At 44.5% G+C, this 18509-nt stretch carries 18 protein-coding genes; 6 read left to right on the top strand and 12 right to left on the bottom strand.

From position 1 onward, the window contains the following. Positions 1–92: 92 nt before the first annotated feature. The 3 genes from C400_RS0103855 to C400_RS0103845 all read left to right on the top strand — a co-directional run bounded on the left by C400_RS0103855 (position 93) and on the right by C400_RS0103845 (position 3373). Positions 93–1181 (top strand): GntR family transcriptional regulator, encoded by a 1089-nt coding sequence (locus tag C400_RS0103855; protein ID WP_016822495.1) that lies wholly within the window; start codon positions 93–95, stop codon positions 1179–1181. 215 nt (positions 1182–1396) lie between these two features. Next, positions 1397–1636 (top strand): hypothetical protein, encoded by a 240-nt coding sequence (locus tag C400_RS0103850; RefSeq protein ID WP_017426025.1) that lies wholly within the window; start codon positions 1397–1399, stop codon positions 1634–1636. A gap of 315 nt (positions 1637–1951) precedes the next feature. After that, the gene (locus C400_RS0103845; RefSeq protein WP_017426024.1) at positions 1952–3373 is read left to right on the top strand and encodes an MDR family MFS transporter; all 1422 of its coding nucleotides are present in this window, start codon (positions 1952–1954) and stop codon (positions 3371–3373) included. A 38-nt stretch (positions 3374–3411) separates the two neighbouring features. On the opposite strand, the gene C400_RS0103840 is transcribed toward C400_RS0103845, so the two are convergent. From C400_RS0103840 to C400_RS0103830, 3 genes are all read right to left on the bottom strand, one after another. Further along, complete coding sequence (locus C400_RS0103840) at positions 3412–3945, bottom strand: YceI family protein (protein ID WP_017426023.1); 534 nt, start codon at positions 3943–3945, stop codon at positions 3412–3414. A 425-nt stretch (positions 3946–4370) separates the two neighbouring features. Continuing rightward, the gene (locus tag C400_RS0103835) at positions 4371–4925 is read right to left on the bottom strand and encodes a GNAT family N-acetyltransferase (RefSeq protein WP_017426022.1); all 555 of its coding nucleotides are present in this window, start codon (positions 4923–4925) and stop codon (positions 4371–4373) included. Positions 4926–5081: 156 nt separating this feature from the next. Further along, positions 5082–6416: an SMI1/KNR4 family protein gene (locus tag C400_RS0103830; protein WP_017426021.1), complete on the bottom strand. Its 1335-nt coding sequence runs from the start codon at positions 6414–6416 to the stop codon at positions 5082–5084. 275 nt (positions 6417–6691) lie between these two features. On the opposite strand from C400_RS0103830, the gene C400_RS0103825 reads away from it, so the two are divergent. Continuing rightward, positions 6692–7072, top strand: a complete 381-nt coding sequence (locus C400_RS0103825) for a hypothetical protein (protein WP_017426020.1) — start codon at positions 6692–6694, stop codon at positions 7070–7072. A gap of 72 nt (positions 7073–7144) precedes the next feature. On the opposite strand, the gene C400_RS0103820 is transcribed toward C400_RS0103825, so the two are convergent. From C400_RS0103820 to C400_RS0103800, 5 genes are all read right to left on the bottom strand, one after another. Beyond that, positions 7145–7672 (bottom strand): hypothetical protein, encoded by a 528-nt coding sequence (locus C400_RS0103820; protein WP_017426019.1) that lies wholly within the window; start codon positions 7670–7672, stop codon positions 7145–7147. A gap of 121 nt (positions 7673–7793) precedes the next feature. Beyond that, positions 7794–8435 carry a hypothetical protein gene (locus tag C400_RS0103815; protein WP_017426018.1) on the bottom strand — a complete coding sequence of 214 codons (642 nt, stop codon included), beginning with the start codon at positions 8433–8435 and terminating at the stop codon, positions 7794–7796. Between the two features lie 33 nt (positions 8436–8468). Further along, positions 8469–8822 carry a DUF4303 domain-containing protein gene (locus C400_RS26100; RefSeq protein WP_017426017.1) on the bottom strand — a complete coding sequence of 118 codons (354 nt, stop codon included), beginning with the start codon at positions 8820–8822 and terminating at the stop codon, positions 8469–8471. Positions 8823–8927: 105 nt separating this feature from the next. Continuing rightward, positions 8928–10892 carry an elongation factor G gene (locus C400_RS0103805; protein ID WP_017426016.1) on the bottom strand — a complete coding sequence of 655 codons (1965 nt, stop codon included), beginning with the start codon at positions 10890–10892 and terminating at the stop codon, positions 8928–8930. Positions 10893–11129: 237 nt separating this feature from the next. Then, positions 11130–11594 (bottom strand): VOC family protein, encoded by a 465-nt coding sequence (locus C400_RS0103800; RefSeq protein WP_017426015.1) that lies wholly within the window; start codon positions 11592–11594, stop codon positions 11130–11132. Between the two features lie 103 nt (positions 11595–11697). On the opposite strand from C400_RS0103800, the gene C400_RS0103795 reads away from it, so the two are divergent. Next, positions 11698–12621 carry a helix-turn-helix transcriptional regulator gene (locus tag C400_RS0103795; protein WP_026065357.1) on the top strand — a complete coding sequence of 308 codons (924 nt, stop codon included), beginning with the start codon at positions 11698–11700 and terminating at the stop codon, positions 12619–12621. Between the two features lie 86 nt (positions 12622–12707). Here the strand turns inward: C400_RS0103795 and C400_RS27320 are convergent, their stop codons facing one another. The 3 genes from C400_RS27320 to C400_RS0103780 all read right to left on the bottom strand — a co-directional run bounded on the left by C400_RS27320 (position 12708) and on the right by C400_RS0103780 (position 16255). Next, on the bottom strand, positions 12708–12863 hold the full coding sequence (locus tag C400_RS27320; RefSeq protein WP_017426013.1) for a hypothetical protein: 156 nt from the start codon (positions 12861–12863) through the stop codon (positions 12708–12710). Continuing rightward, on the bottom strand, positions 12860–14239 hold the full coding sequence (locus tag C400_RS0103785) for an FAD-binding oxidoreductase (protein ID WP_017426012.1): 1380 nt from the start codon (positions 14237–14239) through the stop codon (positions 12860–12862). Before C400_RS0103785 ends, C400_RS27320 begins: the two co-directional genes overlap by 4 nt. Positions 14240–14515: 276 nt before the next feature. Next, entirely contained in the window at positions 14516–16255 is a 1740-nt protein-coding gene (locus C400_RS0103780; protein WP_017426011.1) for a methyl-accepting chemotaxis protein, read from the bottom strand. Positions 16256–16944: 689 nt separating this feature from the next. Between C400_RS0103780 and C400_RS0103775 the strand changes: the two genes are divergently transcribed. Then, complete coding sequence (locus C400_RS0103775) at positions 16945–17415, top strand: DUF421 domain-containing protein (protein WP_017426010.1); 471 nt, start codon at positions 16945–16947, stop codon at positions 17413–17415. 174 nt (positions 17416–17589) lie between these two features. Here C400_RS0103775 and C400_RS0103765 read toward each other — a convergent pair whose 3' ends face one another. Further along, positions 17590–18432, bottom strand: a complete 843-nt coding sequence (locus C400_RS0103765; protein WP_017426009.1) for a helix-turn-helix transcriptional regulator — start codon at positions 18430–18432, stop codon at positions 17590–17592. Positions 18433–18509 lie beyond the last annotated feature (77 nt).

Genomic DNA, 18509 nt, shown 5'->3' with positions numbered 1-18509 from the left:
TATAATAAACTCATAATTATGCTAAAATATGTACATACAAATATTATAGATACATTAATTAGTATTAGAACAACTTGGAAAGAAGGAATAAAGTGAAACCAAAGTATCAGGTCATCCTTGAGGATATAAAAAGCAACATTCTTTCAGGGGCATACAGCGTAGGAGAACAAATTCCAACGGAATTCGCTTTGCAGGATAAGTATAAAGTTAGTCGCCAGACGGTCCGAAAGGCTATTTTGGAACTATCTAACGAAGGTTTTTTAAGAAGTGAAAAAGGATCTGGCACCTATGTCAGCAACCAATTTCGGTCAAAAACCGGTGGCAATTCCAGCAATAAAACCATCGGAGTCATCACAACCTACATCTCTGATTACATCTTTCCCTCTATTATTCGCGGGATTGAAGCCAGATTGAACGAAGATAATTATTCATTACTATTAGCCAGTACCAATAATGATGTCGCACAGGAAAAGAAAGCTTTGGAGATGATGCTGTCCTTTGGTGTCGATGGTTTGATCATTGAGCCTACGAAGAGCAATCTATATAATCCCAATATCGCTTACTATCTGACGTTCAAGGAACAGGATGTTCCATTCATCATGATTAATGCCTATTATGAAGAGTTGGAGGTTCCTTACTTCTGTCTCGATGACGTACAATCCAGCTATCTGGCAACCAAAGAATTGATCGCTAACGGACACACACAGATTGGCATCATTGCCAAAATGGACGATTTACAAGGGAAGTATCGAATGAAGGGTTATATCAAAGCGCTTGGAGAAGCCAAATTACGCTTTCACCCCGAGCAAGTGCTCTCATTCTATACAGAAACGAAGCAGGATCTGTCCACCAATTTGAAGAAATTCTTGACCGAACAAAGAGACGATTTAACCGCAATTGTCTGCTATAACGACGAGGTCGGACTAGAAGTTGTACATGTATGCAGACAACTTGGTATATCCGTTCCCGAAGATTTGTCCATTATTGGCCAAGACAATTCCTATATTTCCAAAAATGCAAACATCAAACTAACAACATTGACACACCCACAGGAACAAATGGGCCGTGATGCCGCCGACTGGGTTATTAAGAAACTACAAGGGAAGAAGGATCTAAGCAACCAAACCTATTATCAGCCCGTGTTAATTGAAGGAGAGACGGTAAAGAAGAAATTGAAGTGAAGGGGGAAATTTGTGATATTCACATACTCGTAATATACAAAACGCTACTGACAACGGAATGTCAGTAGCGTTTTGGCCTTTTTTGGATTCCTTGCCAGATGCGAAGCGAAATAACTTATCCATCATTATCACCTGAAAACTAAATCTGTTGACATTTTGTGGGGAATACTGTATATATTCAAAGCCAATATGAAAGGCAGTAGAGGAGGATCTGCATGCACAGAGTGATCAAGATCAGATTTACGCTTTTTTACGGTGAAGTGCCTGAGGCAAAATATTACGGGTACTTGGAGTTTAATCAGGATGGAAATATAATCGCGCTCTACAATAGGTACGGTGAGGAAATAGACATGTATGGCGGACATGAATTTGTTAGGGTAAGGGCACTTGGCAAATTTGATGACCAAGACCGTGATAATTTTTATTCTTTGTTAGAAAGTGATGGTGTAGGATAATCTGCACGATAGGCTGACGATTCCGGTGCCAAGGCACTACGAAAAATCAGCCTTTTTGATTTTATTTGCCTTATAGAGTTGACCGGCACGTTATCATAATCCCCTAACCTCATCCTGTCAAGAAATAATGCGCGAATGAGCGACACCGTGGCGGACCCCCCTTTTGCTTTCGAAATATGAATGAATTTCCGAGTATGATGAGCAATTTCGCTTTTTCCAATTCATCCCACTCCACGTAAAATGATCTTCAGGCGTTGCGGGATAAGCGATATACAAACAATAGACGGAACGCCATGAACAATCGGGAGGTAGAAGATGGACAATCAGGCTCAAGATGCAAGAGAAATGAAGAGAGGGGCAATATTAACCGCTCTACTCATCGGTACATTTGTCGCATTTCTTAACGAAAATTTACTTACCAATGCGTTTCCTGCATTGATGAGAGAATTTAACGTTGCTGCTTCGACCATACAATGGTTATCGACCGGTTATATGCTCGTGATCGGCGTACTGGTGCCGGTGACCGCATTACTACAGCAATGGTTCACGACTCGCCAGATGTTTATGTCTGCGATGGCGTTATTTTTGGCCGGTACCTGCTTGTGTGCAGTATCCCCGGCATTCGGAATCTTGCTGATGGGCAGGGTTGTTCAGGCTTGCGGAACAGGATTATTGATTCCGTTGATGATGAATACGATTCTCGCCCTCTATCCTCCAGAACGCCGGGGTGCCGCCATGGGTCTCATGGGGCTGGTCATCATGGTCGCTCCTGTCATCGGGCCAGCTTTGTCTGGCTTGATTATCGATACCTTTCAATGGCGATGGCTGTTCTACATGGTGATTCCTATCGCACTGTTTTCGATGATTTATGCATTGGTGTACTTAAAGAATGTGACAGAACTGACCAAGCCAAGGGTCGATCTTGTATCCATTGTGATGTCAACCGTCGGTTTCGGCAGCGTCACCTATGGCTTCAGCCAAACAAGTGTCTCACTTGAGCCTGAAGGTTACGGATCGATTGCAATAGGCAGCCTTTTCTTGCTCTTGCTTGTATGGCGCCAGCTTAAGACCAAAGAGCCGTTGATCGATCTTTCCGTATTCCGGCATTACACTTTTTCTCTGGTTGCGGTATTGATTGTAATTCAGATGATGGTTCTATTCGCCACAACAACATTGCTGCCGTTCTATATGCAGGATGTGATGAAGTTGACAGCATTTGCGACAGGCTTACTTCTAATGCCAGGTAGCATTTTGAACGGGATGCTGATGCCGGTATCGGGTAAGTTACTCGATAAATTTGGGCCGAGACCCGTCATTGCGCCCGGACTATTCCTGATCGCCATATCGTTGTGGCTGTTTACCGGCATCGACAGTGATACAACACAAGGTTCCGTTCTGTTCAATCATATCCTCTTATTCTTAGGCATGTCATTCGTCGTCATGCCGGCTCAGACAACAGGATTGAATCAACTTCCACGTCACCTGGTTCCTCATGGCACAGCCATATACAATACGCTCCAACAGATTACAGGTGGAATTGGCATCGCATTGTTCGTCGGCATCATGTCGTCTGGAGCCAATCGTTATCTTCATCATTCGCTCAATCCCACTGCAATGCATGAGAAGACACAAAGCATGGTTTCCGGTCTACAAACAGTTTTTTGGATTGAATTTATTCTTGCAATACTTATTATAGTGCTGGGTTGGTTTATAAAAAAGCCATCTGAACATAATTAATTCATTACTAGGCACAGATTAAATCATGTATAGGATCGCTACTCTATTTTAATTGCCTCGATATAAAGTTCAATTCTCACTTCATTCGCGACAACAATCCCGCCTTTTTCCAGATGGGAGTTGAATGTCAAGCCGAATTCATTGCGTTCAATACTGGCTGTAGAATGAAATCCTACACGTTCCCGGCCGCGAGGGTCTTTGTTAAGTCCTTCAAAAACGGTATGAAAAGTGATGGGTTTTGTTACTCCATGCAGAGTTAGATTGCCCGTAAGTTCATATTGCCTTTCGCCAGCAAGGACGCAGCTGGTGCTTTCAAACGTAATGGTTGGATACTTGTCTGCATGAAGGAAGTCGTCGCTCTTCAGGTGCTCATCTCGTTGCGATTGGCGAGTTGTGATACTATTTGCATCTATGGAAGCCTGAATACCCATGGTTGCTAAATCATTAGGATCAAAACTCAAGATCGCTTGGAAATGCTCGAATACTCCTTTGATTCTATTAATCATTAAATGCGTTACTGAAAACTCAACGGAGCTGTGGTCCGGATCAACTTCCCACTTGATATTTTCCATGAATAAGTTCCACCTCTATAATAAGATTTTGAGAAGGGTCGCTCCCTCTCAAGGCACTGCGATATTCGCATACTCCTAATATACAAAAACGCTACTGACAACGGGATGTCAGTAGCGTTTTAGCATTTTTTTGGCTTCCTCGTTGTCTATAGTCAATAAAGTTATGTACTAAACAATAAAGTTGTGTTCTAACTTATAGTAACTTGTGAGTGACTGGAAGCTTGCGGAAACAACCTGTGAAGCTGAGTAAGGACGAAGATCGATCAAGGTCAGCAGATTGCAAAGCCGTTTTGGGGTAGCTAAACCAGACCCTATATCGAAACTTTAAACCAAACGGACTTTTCTTTGCAATCCACTAAAGAGAAGTCGCCGTATTTGTTATGTGACGTTTCTTAGTTTTAAAAATGAGTTTAATCTCTTGTTTTTTATTTCTGATTAGCACGTTGAGAGAGCCATTCTTTTTTCAGTAATGCATATTGATACGTATTCTCGTATTTCGGCGTGCCGTCTTCGTATTTAACAAATGAAACGAATTCCATGAAGCAGCCTTCCTGGCGAAAGCCCAGTTTATCACACAGCTTCTGGGAACGGAAGTTATCGTCCTCGACATAGGCGTACAGTCTCCTTACTTCCTGTTGCGTAAAGAGATATTCTATGAAGGCGTTGGCGCTCTCACTTGCGTACCCTTTCCCTTCAAATCTGGCATTAAAATTCCATCCAATACCATACGTATCCGAATCTCGTTCTTCCTTCATACCAAATAGTTCTCCGATCAGTTCGTTGCTGTCTTTCAGGCATACCGCGATATGGGAGTCGTCACCGCTTCTTTTTTCGACCTCCTCTGTAGCTTCCTCCAACGTCGAAATCTGGTGATCCATAAAGCAGTTAACTCTTGGATTAGCTGTATACTCCAACAATCCGGCAGCGTCGGTTGCGGCAAAATTCCGCAGGATCAATCGGTTGGTTTCAAGTATTTGCATGGATATACCTCCAATTGTTATTTAAACGGACAATAAAGTTGTGTACGAGATATTAATGAAACATCACGAAGGTGAGCTTGCAGGTGCCAATCAATTGAAGGCTGATACTCTAAACTTATCCGTCAACATTTTATGGATAATTTATACACGCCTTCCTCACGATTCGTCTTTGTCGAAATAATCATTTGGCAAATGCAGTTCTCGCAAACAGCTGATAAATTCTCCTTTGAAATTCGGATTGCTTTTATATTCCGGCCATACCGCCTTATAGTAAGGTAGCAACTTCTCATGTGGGATAATGCCCCAGTATAAAATCAAGTTATTCAGAACCTGCGGGCCGCCCCCCATCAGCATCTGTTCAATGATCTGCCAGCTTCCCAGCTTGTTTTCGCAACTGCGCGCGGCATAGATGGCAGTGGTTTGCATTTTCAGGTCGGCATGACACAAGAAAGGCGCAAAGTTCTGAAGCGTAATCGCACCGTAATTCTCCAAAATATACCCTGCATAACGCAACGCTTCTGGGTCGTCAATCCTGTCAAGCCTTTGCAAGATCACTGAAATAAACTTCGTTAAATCCTCAGTTTTACTGGAAGCGTGCAGAATCTGTAAAGCTTGAAGAAAATCCTCATGTTTATCCGATTGCAACAGCTCCAGAAGATATTTTCTACCCGTGTCAAAGGAAGTTTTGCAGATAAGCCTAATGGCTGTGGTCCGATTTTTGGGGCTTTGTTCCGCAATATTTTTCAAAAAAGCAAGGGTTAGCTGAGAGACCTTCTTAAACTTGAACAATCCATCAAGCGCTTTAGCTTGGATTTCTTCGTTTGGAGCGCTCTGATAAATCTGGATCAGTGCATTCTCATCACCCGGCATTCGACTGCCAAACCACCCGATATCATAATCCAGAATAATTTCATCCAGCCAGCGCTCATACCAATCCAGAAAGCTACCTTCATAGACAAAGAAAAAAGGATGATCGGGATGAAAATCGGAGGTGCACACAATTCTCCCCCTATATTTCCCTTCAAGTACGAGATACATGTCGTATTCGCAACCTTGGGTACCTATGCACAACATGCCGCCCAACACCTTATTACAGGTGTCGTCGTATTCCTCATCGGGAATGTCCTCGTCCCTGGTCAGGGGCTCAATCAGATGGTTCCATTCCTCTTTGGTCATCCCGGGATGCAGAACGGATTTTGCAAGGAGCACCTGGCGCTCGGTGTAGGAAGTTGCCTTTCCAAGTGAATAAATTCCATAGTAGGGTCCGGCGCCTCCGTTGCCGATTTTCATTAAAAACAGCGCGTAAGGCTCAGGAAGTGTGACCTGATTGAGGGTTTGCCAGTCCTCTAGCTCTTTTGCTGTAAGCTTCTCTTTAACCCTATATTGATGTGAGGATGCTCCAAACACCGAGAAGTCCGCGTCCTTGCGCATGGCTTGACTCAGTTTGTTTTTTATTCGATCCAGTTGCGTTTCTTTCTTCCTAAACCACATATTTGAACTCTCCTGTTGACCATAGCCAGGTTTCCTTGTTTGCTTATCCAGCAATTTTATTGTTTTTTCTATGGGTCGTACCTCTTTAAAATGATATGTATCTAGAGTACCACAGGAAAAATCCATATGAATGGAATCTATATGTGGATTAGACTATAATCACCTTGTTATTCATGTAAGCCACTCCTCATTTCTCGGAAATTAACGACATAATTATTTAATTAAACTCATTAAACGCAGTTCATTTTAAACAACATAGAGTGAGGGAGAAAATAATGAAAAGCCAATTAAGAAATATTACGGTCGACGGTTATGCCTTCGTTTATTGGTATTCAGGCGGGTCTCGCTTCATCCTAAACCTATCTCCCAAAGAGAATAAAAACATCAAAGTCACGCTCATCTTCCAGGCAGATCCTCCCGATGAAGAGCCTCGTACTTATTGGGCCTTTTATGATATTTCAGCACAAAATAATAACATGGAAACTGTCCTCCATCTGGGTAAACCCAAGCATATCGCTGAAATTATCTCTTACTTGATGGCAAAACGACAAGAGCTTTTGACCCAGGGGAAACCTCAGGTTCTGGATAATGCCTGGGATTTATTAAAGGAGATGGGCTATTCCGAGCTAAATCCAATCTGGATTAGACAGTGGTAGTCCTAATGGCTTGTGGGCTAGCCCCCTTTGACCTGACCACTCAAAGGGGGCTTAAAGTCCACAGGGGTACGATTATTCGTTATTCGGCGTAGTCGGACTAGCCGAGGGCATCAAGCCTTTAACAGCGCCGAGAAACGGGCGAATAGACTTGATCATGCCGTAGCCCATCTTCACAACCGGGACAAATTTCTGGATCATGCCGAACAGTCGCAAGCCGCCGCCGAGCATACCGCCAAGCCCTCCTGCGCCTGCAGTGGAGCCGCCAAGGCCGCCTAACAGCGAGCCCATCATCGGCAGGAATGCCGACACCTTGGCGTCCGGCTTGCGAGAGCGCGAACGGCTAGACGGTTTACGTGCACCGCTTTTCCGGTTGCCGAGACGGACGCCCGGGGCATGCGAACTGGCTCTGCGTTTGAGAGATCGGGAATCTTGCTTCCTGGAAGGAGCACGCGGGGGAGCCCCAGCACTGGAAAGTACCAACCCGCCGCGATTAACGTCGGTGATGTAGCCGACATAAGTCTCTCCGCTGTGCAGGGTGACACAGACCGGACGGCCTTGAAACTTCTTAGCCCGTGCACGCATCTCTTTCGATTGTGCCATGGAAGTTCACCTCGCTCACTGATTATAATTCAGTTTACGCCAGGGGCGGGCTTCCTGCTTGTGCGAATGGGGCATACGCACGCCAAAAATCGCCTAACGTGCTCGTTAGCCCCACGCCAAATCAAGAGAATTGCCAAAAACCTGCTACTGGATGTTGTATCTCAGTCGTCCCCACGTTGGCGAAAATATATAGTGATCCAAAACCAAAGGGATAATTGTAATCCTCTTGAAGCAACGTTTTGGGATAACCATCTTCATCTACCTGAAATAAAAAAGAGAATGATTCCTCTTTCAACTTCGTAAAATAATAGTCTTCATTTTGAATAAGTCTCGGGTTTCCGCCTACTTTGATCAAAAAAGGCTGATCCATCGATTTTTTGTCATGGCTTAATTCCCCATCTGAAATTGCATGCTTTACAAGCCCTGGGTTAGTAAACATATCTTTGACACTTTCAGTTGAAGTGGGATGCTCAATCACCTTGACCGAGCAATTAGGATAAATGTTGTTTTCTAAATACTCCTCATAGTCTTCAGGGATGAAGATCGAAATCATGCTCTCCGGTTTAAAGGGATGGACGAGGCTCAAGTAAAAAACATATTTTTGGTTATCTTCGTGGATGAGGTCCGATTGATTATCAAAAAATTCGGGCGCATTCCCGCCGATCCAGCCCGCACTATGCTTGTTCGATAGGATCGACCCCGCATAATAAAGAATACATTCCGTTCTCTCAGCTAAAATATTCATTTGATATTCATTAGGCATTTTACAACTCTCCCTCAAGAAACGCGAAACCCCTTACTCCGCTGCTTCCGCCAGCCATGCTTGCATAGCTGGCGACTCTGCCTGATTCAAACGCAGGGCGATTTCGGTATTGATCTCATCTGGCCGCATGATCTCGACAAGGACACATACAGACTCTCGCGGTTGATTCAAGGCAAACACGCCTTCATCATCGAGCATTTTCATCGCCAGCTCCATGGCCTTCAGCCTCGAATCAAATTCACGATTCCATTCATCAGCTTCAAGCTCCACAATGGAAGGACGCTCCATAAATAATTGTTTAACATCATCGAAGTCCTCATCCTCGTAACAACAATAGGGTGAATCGGCTTCTGCCGCCAGCGCCTGTATTTCATGCGTCGGTTCCATGACAATCGCCCCTTAGCCCTATAAAATATATATCTTATTTCCATTATAAAAATTGTTCGTTCTAAATTTACCTACTTTTCGCCTGAATCCTGGAAATGTGTGCGATTAAGGTTCTAATTCAAGGTGCATCTTGGCTTCCGCCTCATCCCATGGCACCGAGTAACCCGCCCCTTTGGCGCAAAAGATAGAGGAGGATGTATACAGTGGGTCTGCCCCTTTGCGGTAGCCCATCCGTTCTATGACTTCCTCCGTATTATGACAGCGATCGTAGCCGCTGAACACGCAACGGATACTGCCTCGTCCATGCGTAAAGGATGCAAATTCGGTACTGTAGTTCATGAAAGTCGACACAGGCACCCTGCCCGTGACCACCGCTTGCGTTCCGGTTGTCTGCGGTGGATTAAAAATACCCGAAGCACGCTGAATATCGGACAGCACCCTGCCCATTTCATCGATAGCGACCTTGATTTTGAAATCGTAATAGGGCTCCAGCAGCACATTGTCCGCCTTCTCCAGCCCCTGCCGTAGTGCTCGAAAAGCAGCCTCACGAAAATCGCCACCATGGGTATGTTCTTTATGCGCGCGCCCCCTCAGCAGCGTAATGTTCACGTCGGTGACCGGCATGCCAGTCAGCAGTCCGTGATGCTCCCGTTCATAGAGATGATTCCGAATCAGATTCTGATAGCTGACATTCAGATCATCGGCATGACATCTGCTATCGAACATAATGCCGCTGCCCCTTTCTCCCGGTTCAATCAGCAGATGCACTTCCGCATAATGCCTGAGCGGTTCGAAGTGGCCGTACCCTTTCACAGCCGATTGAATCGTTTCCTTATACAAGATTTCCGGTTGTCCAAAAGAGATAGCAAAGCCAAACCGCTCTCTAACAAGCTGCACCAGCACTTCCAGTTGAATCAATCCCATGACGCGGATAGAAATCTCCTGCAATTTTTCATCCCAAACGACGTTTAGAGACGGCTCCTCCGCCTCCAGTGTGCGAAAAGCACCGAGCACCTTCTGTACATGTATCGAATTGTCGAATAATACCTTCGATTGTAATGTCGGCTCCGAATCGTAAGCTAACTTGTCCGATATCGACCCCAGACCTTGTCCGGCCTCGGCGGCGGACAATCCGGCAACCGCAAACAAATCGCCGGCCTCCACTTGTTCCACCGGCTGCGATTTAAGTCCGTTAAACAAGAAGAGCCGCGTAATTTTTTCGTCATATTGAACCCCGCCGCTCTCGTAACTAAGCTGTTCTCTCACCTTCAGCCGACCACCCAGCGCCTTAATGAACGTGAGTCTCACTCCGCCTGCATCGTGCCGAATTTTATAAACCCGCCCCTGGAACGAAGCATTCTCGTCATAAGTGGTTGTCGTCAGCAGATGCAGCTGATCCAGAAATTCAACGACGCCTGTATCCTGAAGCGCAGAGCCGTAAGCACAGGGGAAGAGAAGACCCGCCGCTATCATCCTCTGCAAGGCCTCCAGCCAGAAGCCGGAATCCTCTCTCCCCTCCAGGAATGCTTCCAGCAATGCTTCGTCTCGCTCCGCCATGGCCTCCCGCAGCGGCTCGCCGACTATGCCGTCAGCCAAGCTCTGTGTAATGCAACATACTTCCCCCGTTAACTGCTGTCGGATATCTGCCTCGGTTCTGCCTACATCCGCGCGGATCCGATCCGTTTTGTTGATAAAGAAGAACGTCGGAATCCGATGTTTGCGCAGCAGCTGCCAGACCGTCTCCGTATGGCCCTGGACACCTTCAACTGCGCTTACAATCAGGATGGCATAATCAATGACCTGAATCGCTCGCTCCATCTCCGGGGAGAAATCGACGTGTCCGGGCGTGTCTATTAAATAATAACTGTCTCCTTTATATTCCATTACCGCCTGATCTGCGAACACCGTAATGCCCCTTGCCCGCTCGATGTCGTGGCTGTCCAGAAACGCATCCTGATGATCCACCCGCCCACGCGACCGGATACTGTTCGTATGGTACAGCAGCTGTTCCGCAAAAGTTGTCTTACCTGCATCCACATGGGCGAACAGGCCAATCGTTAGTCGCTTCATAGAATCCCACTTTCAACGTTTCTTGTTGATACTACTCATTTTATTAAAGCATAGAAATCGGGAGAGTGGGTAGAAGTTGGTTTGCGCTCACAACTTGCTGGTAAGCCAACATAACTTCAAACTTGGTAGTGGCATCACCACATTAGGGATAGCAAACATAGCAAACATAAGATATCGGAAAGTAAAATAACTCCTCAATTAATGCCGAAAGCGAGTATTGTCAGAAATGGGTCTGAGTTACTGTTTGTTTGAAATAACATTATCGAGAAACTGAACTGCGTCACTATTAAATTTCCAGGAGATCCCAAACTTATCAACCAGCATTCCAAAACACGAAGACCAAGGCGTATTTGTTAACGGCATCACAACATGGCCGCCAACAGACAAATGTTTAAAGTATTCTTCCAATGTTTGTTTATCATCATTAACTAGACTAATAAATACGTTATTTCCTTTCACTAGTTCCCCTGTTACCGCCATCATGGAAGGCAAAATATCCGACATCATGATTTTTCCGCCTGCAAACTCGACTGAGGACTCCATGATCATATTTAATTCATTCTCCGATAATGGATAGTTTGGATCTTGCGGGAAATCCTTAAATTTAACTTTTTTAACTTCTTTCGCGTTTAAAGCCTTCGAATAAAAATCAATCGCTTGTTCTGCAACTCCATCAAAGTTTAAATATACAATAGCTGACATAAAGTAAAACCTCCTTCGTGTTATACATGCAGTATAATGAATAAGAGGTGACAGATGTATGTCACCATTTATAGATATAGTACAAAAAAAAGAAGGAGAACCTATGGAAAAGGTCGAGAGGTTAATATCCATCATCATGATATTGCTGAAAAAAGACATCGTTACAACAAAAGAATTCGCACAATTATTTAACGTTTCCAAAAGAACGATCCTTCGGGATATGGAAACTCTGAGTTTATCGAACATCCCGATCTATTCTATTCATGGAATTCATGGCGGCTATGGCATTATGGATGAATACAAGGTTGATAAACGTCTTTTAAGCAACTCCGACTTGGAGAATATATTGACTGCGCTCGGCGGATTAGGACAAATTCTAATTAGTAAAGAAGTTGAAGTGACTATTAAAAAAATAGAAGCCATGGTTAGCCCATTGTCTCCAAAAGGCTCAATCCAACTGTCATTTTATGATTGGGAGGGTCGGTCTGAGATTCTTCAAACCTTGAAGATATGCCAAGAATCGATATCAAAGAGAAAGTTGGTCTCATTTGATTATATAGATAAAAATGGCACCGCGACGAATAGAATTGTCGAGCCATATCAGCTTCATTTTAGCGAAATGAGTTGGTATTTGAAGGGATTCTGTTTACATCGTCAGGGATATAGAACATTTAAATTATCCAGGATCGATCATCTTCTTATGGAGGAAATCACATTTAACCCTAGAGTTGATTCATTGGGACAAGAACATGAAGCAAGTTATCAATCGGAATCAGTCTCTATTAAGGCATTAATTTCGCCTAGCATAAAAGATCAATTTATAGAAAGGTACGGCCGAAAGAGTATTGAAAACTATAGTCCTGATTATCTCTTAGCCACCATCCGTGTTCCTCAAAACACTAATGGATTTCAATTTTTAGCAAGCCTCGGTACAAATCTAGAAGTCGTAGAGCCCAAAGCATATGTTGAAGAATTTCGAAATTATTTAAATAAAATGGTGGCGATATATAATGAAAACCCCAATTAATTCTGATAAATAAAGAGAGAGTGTGGTGGATTCTTTTTATACTAATTCTTTAATTTGGGTGGCCCCGTGAGGGAAAATTTACAGGTTTACGTATCCTCCACTTTCAACGATCTTTTGAGGAGAGACATACCGCTGTTGAAGCCAATGATACGGTTCAGCTTAACGTCGCTATCAGCGAAATTACTAAAGGAGCTGCCGCCGTCAGCTCCTTGTTTTAACTCGTCTGGTGTACGTATTGTCATTTTCTGTCCTGTTTACCCACTGGAATGCTCTGAGCAAAATGAAATACATTATGAGGGTCGTACTTTCGTTTCACTTGCTTCAATCTGCCAAAGTTCACGCCATAATACGCCTTGGGCCAGTTCTTAATCTGCAGATCGGGAAAATTCACATAATTCCCTTTAACAAAGGGACGTAACGCTTTACGGAACCTTTCCACCCACTGAATATTCCGCTCCTGCTCCCCACTATTTCTCCAACGGGCTGACAGTTCGTAGATTGTCTCAGCCTTCCGATGAGGATAGGCCGTTGCAGTAGGCGATACTCGACTCACCGCGCTTCTTGCACCGCCTAAGCTCTGACTCCACACGCTAGAATGCCTGTTGGGTGCTTGAGCTAAAAAGTCGCGTATAATTCGTACTCCTTCAGGCGGTAAAGGTTGGAACCCGTAGGCCCCAGTTATTTTAAACTTTGGTTCCAAATTCAGGTCCGATTCGGTAAAAAAATGGGTTGCTTCAATAAAAGGTACTGTCTTCACCATCACCTTCACCGGGGTGCCTGCTCGCAAGAGCGGTCTAATCAATCGACGCAGCTCCTCTGCACCGCCAAGCAATTGCCCGGTAGATACAATGGATCCCACCTGCTTGACAGCCACCTCAATGGTTGAGGTTAAGCGGTTTGTGACCGATGGGCCCCAGCGTTGCCAAGCCGGTAATACCTTCTCAAGATCGCTCCATTTCCACGTAATACTGTATATAGAAACCTTCGAAATCGGTCTAACTCGAAATGTAAACTCGGTAGCAATACCAAAGTTCCCTCCCCCTCCGCCTCGCGATGCCCACAATAGATCGGAATGTTTCTTGCTGTTTGCCACAATCGTCTTTGCCCCATACCGCCCCGAAGCTACGACCATCTTCACTTGTTTCAAGTTATCGCACGTAAGTCCATATTTGCGGGAAAGAAGTCCAATGCCTCCTCCCAGGGTGAGCCCAGCTACGCCTACATCGGGTGCAGTCCCCGCCGGAATGGCCACACGCTTATTCCACAGCTTCTTGTACACACGGGCAAGTGGATTTCCTGTTTGGACAATGGCCACTCCATTTTTTCGATCAACTGTAACCTTATTCATCTCGCTCACATCGATAATAATACCGCCATTTACAGTTGAGAAGCCTTCATAGCTATGCCGTCCGCTGCGCACTCGCAGCCGTATGCCCCGCTCACGAGCCCATTTGACTGCGTTGATCACATCCTGAGTTCGTTGGCAAAAAACAATGACCCTTGGAAATTTGGAAAAACGCCTATTGAACTCCATTCTGGCCATATTGTATGACGGATTCCTCGGAATTACGATCCTTCCGGTTAATCGCGTACTTTTCTTTTGCAACTTTTGTGCCATCTACTTTACACCATCCCCGTTCATGACATAAGCCTTTCTCTTCAGCTTATTTCTATGTAGAGACACCTGGCCTAGTAACGGCACACACCCAGTGTGAATCGTAAAATAGTTCAAACCACTATGAACTAAGACATGGTCATTTATCTAAGTTGCCGATTCGCTTTGCGTCTGAGGGGTTACACCTAGAGGTGAGACGATACGCACGCTTTTCATCAACGAGGGCAGAAAAGGAGCCATCCCTAGTGGGATAGCTCCTTTTCTTATTCTCAGTACGAATTATTCTTGTACAATTCGAAATCTGCTAATCATTTCGCTCACTTGTTGGCTTGATTGTTTCAATTGTTCAGCTGCACTATGCAGATGGGAATACGCTTGACTCTGATCGTTAGAAGCCGAACTTATCTCTTCTGTGGCAGAAGCTGCGTCTCGAGCTACATCGGATATCTTGATAATGGATGAGATGACCTGTTCCCTGCTAACATTCATCTGCCCTATATCCCCATCCATCTCTTGAATCGAACTGATGATTTCCTTTAGCATATCCATAATCGATTCAAAAACCGTTCCCGACTCCTGAACAATAAGAGATTGTTCGGAGATAATCACCTCTGTTTGATTCATGACCTGCAACGTTTGAGAAACTTCTGCCTTGAGGCGTGCAATAGTTGTGTTAATTCTCTCTGTTGATTCATAAGTCATGGTCGATAGCTTGCGAATCTCTGTAGCGACAACTGCAAATCCTTTTCCGGAATCGCCGGCACGCGCCGCTTCTATGCTCGCATTTAATGCGAGGAGCTTCGTTTGCTCAGATACTTCATTAATCGTTTGTACGATTGTGGAAATCGTAAGCATCTGTTCTGCCAGGCCTTCAATATGTTGTACGACTAATTGGTTTGCTTCTGTCGTTTGGAGATTGTGATCCTGTAATTTCTTTACTTTATCCATGCCGCCTCTTAAGACGATTTCCGCCTCCGAAGACAAGCTGGTCATTTTTTTGTTCCTTACATTTACCTTTTCAATCGTGTCTGAAAGCGCCATTGTTTCACGGCTCGTTGCCTCTGTCAAGGACGCTTGCTCGGAAGCACCAACTGCAATTTCATTAATGCCTGACGTCATTTCCTCGCCGGTTGCCGTTGTTTGTTCCGCGATAAAGGTAAGTTCATGAGCGGAAGTATTTACACGGCCAATCGATTGGCTTACTGTCGAAATGAGTTCTTTCATACGAGATACCATTATATTAAAATCAGCGGTTAATTGCCCAAGCTCATCCTGGGAGAAGGTACGTATATCGACGGCCAGATTGCCCTCCGCAATCTCTCGCACACGTCCACGCAAATAACGGATCGGATGATGGATGGATCGGATGATCAAATACCCAAGCAACGATGAAGCGATCAAGCCTGCTAATGTTAAAAGGATACTGATCAATCGCAGGAAGCTATATTGTTTTTGTGTGCTGTCCAACATGATTTGGTTATCATCGTAGTACAGATCGCCTATGTGATCCAAAGCGTCTTCCATCTGGTCAAACTTTTCGCTGCCCTCCTGATAAGAAAGAAGATTCGCCCTTTCACGCACAGTTGAATCCTTTGACGATAATCCGTCAATCACTTTCTTGGAGACCAATTCATACGCTTCAACCGTTGCTTCGTAGTCTTGAATCAACTTTTCCTCATTATCAAAAATTGTTCCAAATGACTTATACTTATTAAGTTTCTTCTTTGCTGACTCCTTTTGTTTTTCGTAATCCTCCAGTTGTTTCGAAAATTGCTCCGACCCTGGTTCGTAACTGTACAGCGATCGTTCTGCCAACAGCATCTGATATAGGTCGATATCCGCTGTACGAATGAGATCAATGACTTCCGCCCTAATACTAAGGCTTTCCTCAAGCGAGGATTGTACCCGCTTCAGATTGTAAATCCCAACGCCTCCGATCACAAGGCTGGTGATTACAGTAACGACGATCGTTAGAATTACCTTGTTCCTGATCGTCATCGTGAACTTCTTACCTCTCATTATGCATCACTCCCATCTAGTCCCTCTCGAGGTAACATAAAATAATATTCGACATGGTTTGCTAAACACCTTTCTATACAGTAGAGTTATGAAGAAATCGTGAAATTGTTAGAAACCAAGAGTCACACACATGGAATTACGTTTCCAAACCCCATTTTTCCTAGAGAGGGAATGCTTAATTTTTAAATCACAATCGAAATACTCTGCCCCTTCATCCTTCGCTTCATTTTGACAGCAAGGGACCCTTCTGCATGGATTGCAGAAGGGTCAACGGTTAAAAAATGGTGTGCTGTTACGGTTCACCGTATCGGATCTAACGGCAAATAAAAAGGGTCTGTTTACAGTGTCTCACTTAAACAACCACTTTAGAGTAATCCTGGAGTCATTAATCCGAACGATGAGACGACCGTTACATTCGGATAGGTCCATGCGCTGACGATTTTAGCCATATCCACAACTCACCCACTTGCATTTTTTTACAAATTGGAATCATACTAACATGACGATGTTCGTTCATTATTCCATCCCGCTAAAGAAAGGTCACCTGCCAAAATGGAAATAATTAGAGGTTTGGGGCTGGTCGCAGGGAGAATCATTACCATGATCCCGCTCATGTTGTTTGTCACTTTATTTATGGGGAGAAAAGCCATTGGGAACTTCCTGTTTTTGATTTTTTAGTTATTTTAATTTTGGGAGCTCTTGTTGGAGCAGATATAGCCGACCCTGATATTCGCCACATCCCAACAGCCTTCGCTATCGTTAGTATCGGGATCGTTCAAAAGATTTTCTCAGTTGGGGTACTTAAATTTCGTTGGTTCGGTAAATTGGTAACGTTCGAGCCTATCATCGTTATATCTAAAGGTAAGTTCATAGCTAAAAACATTAGAAAAACGAAATATTCCATAGATAACATCCTGCAAATGTTAAGAGAGGAAAAGATTTTTGATGTCACTCGCGTAGAAATTGCAGTCATTGAGGCAAATGGAAAATTGAGCATTCTCGAAAAGGCCAATCGTTCAAGCTCCTCCACCATATCTTATCCCATTGCTCGGGAGGGGAAAATCGAGAAACGAATCCTCCACGAACCTGGAATAAACGAACTTTGGGTTAATGCCCAATTAGCGGCACAGCAAATTCAAAGTCTTCCTTGCGACAGTTGACGATCTGCATCGTGTATCTATTACAAAATATATGGATAGCGATCTTACAAACTTGCCCCCTGTTCATCACTAGCCTAAGGAGAATTTCATTTATGGCTGTGGAGAACGAGGAGATTGAAGTTAACCTGGTCATAACAAAATGGAATAACTTCAGCGGACGTGGCAAATGCTGAATTATCGAGTAACCGCAGAAAGAAGTTTTCTCATTCTTTCAATTGTTGGGGTATCCAAAGGAATATTAACTGTAACCTGGAGGTCAACGGAGTCCATAGCCTGAAAGGAAAGATGACCAAAACGAAGGGAACCGACAACAGGATGATTAAGCAGCTTTTCGCCTTCCGGCACATTTATAACTTGATGCAACGGCCACCATTCCCGGAACTCCTTACTTTGCTGGTGCAGGTCCTCAATAAACTCTCCCCACCAAGGATCCCCGACTGTATTTGCATAGTTGGCCCGAAACTGGGCTAACCGATGTTTGGCGTTCGCTTCCCAACTGTCACCCAGCATCCGCTTCGCATTATTCGTAGTGAATAGGCGCCATATCGAATTTCTATCTCTTGCCGACATTGCTTCGTAATCTCCAAAAACGAGAATCGCGGCCTGGTTCCAGGCTACGACATCCCACCTTGAATTTACCACAAAGGCAGGGCTTTCCCCCTGTCTGTCCAAAAAATCCTGTAGTAGCCGGCTTACCTTGTTCTGTGGCGCTTGATTACTCGGGGGTAAGTGTCCTGCAGCGAGCAAGAAGAGATGTTTTCGCTCAATGTCGTTCATTCGCAGCGCACGGGACAAGCTATCAAGCACCTGGATGGATACCTGAATATCTCTCCCCTGCTCCAGCCATGTATACCAATCCACACTGATACCAGCGAGTATGGCAACCTCTGCCCTCCTAAGACCAGGTGTCCGCCGTCTTTCACCGGAAGGCAAACCTACCTGCTCCGGAGTCAGACGGGCCCGTCGGGTACGGAGGAATTCAGCTAATTCTCCGGTCTTTTCCCGTTCCTCCTGCATTTCATCTCATCCCTCCAGTATTTCTTTGTATTCTGGGAGTAACACTCCTAGGTTAATTCCTTCTCTCGTTATTCTAT

Origin of the sequence: Paenibacillus sp. ICGEB2008 (assembly GCF_000307675.1) — a bacterium.
Taxonomy (GTDB): domain Bacteria; phylum Bacillota; class Bacilli; order Paenibacillales; family Paenibacillaceae; genus Paenibacillus; species Paenibacillus polymyxa.
This window is presented reverse-complemented; position numbering and strand designations above follow the sequence as displayed.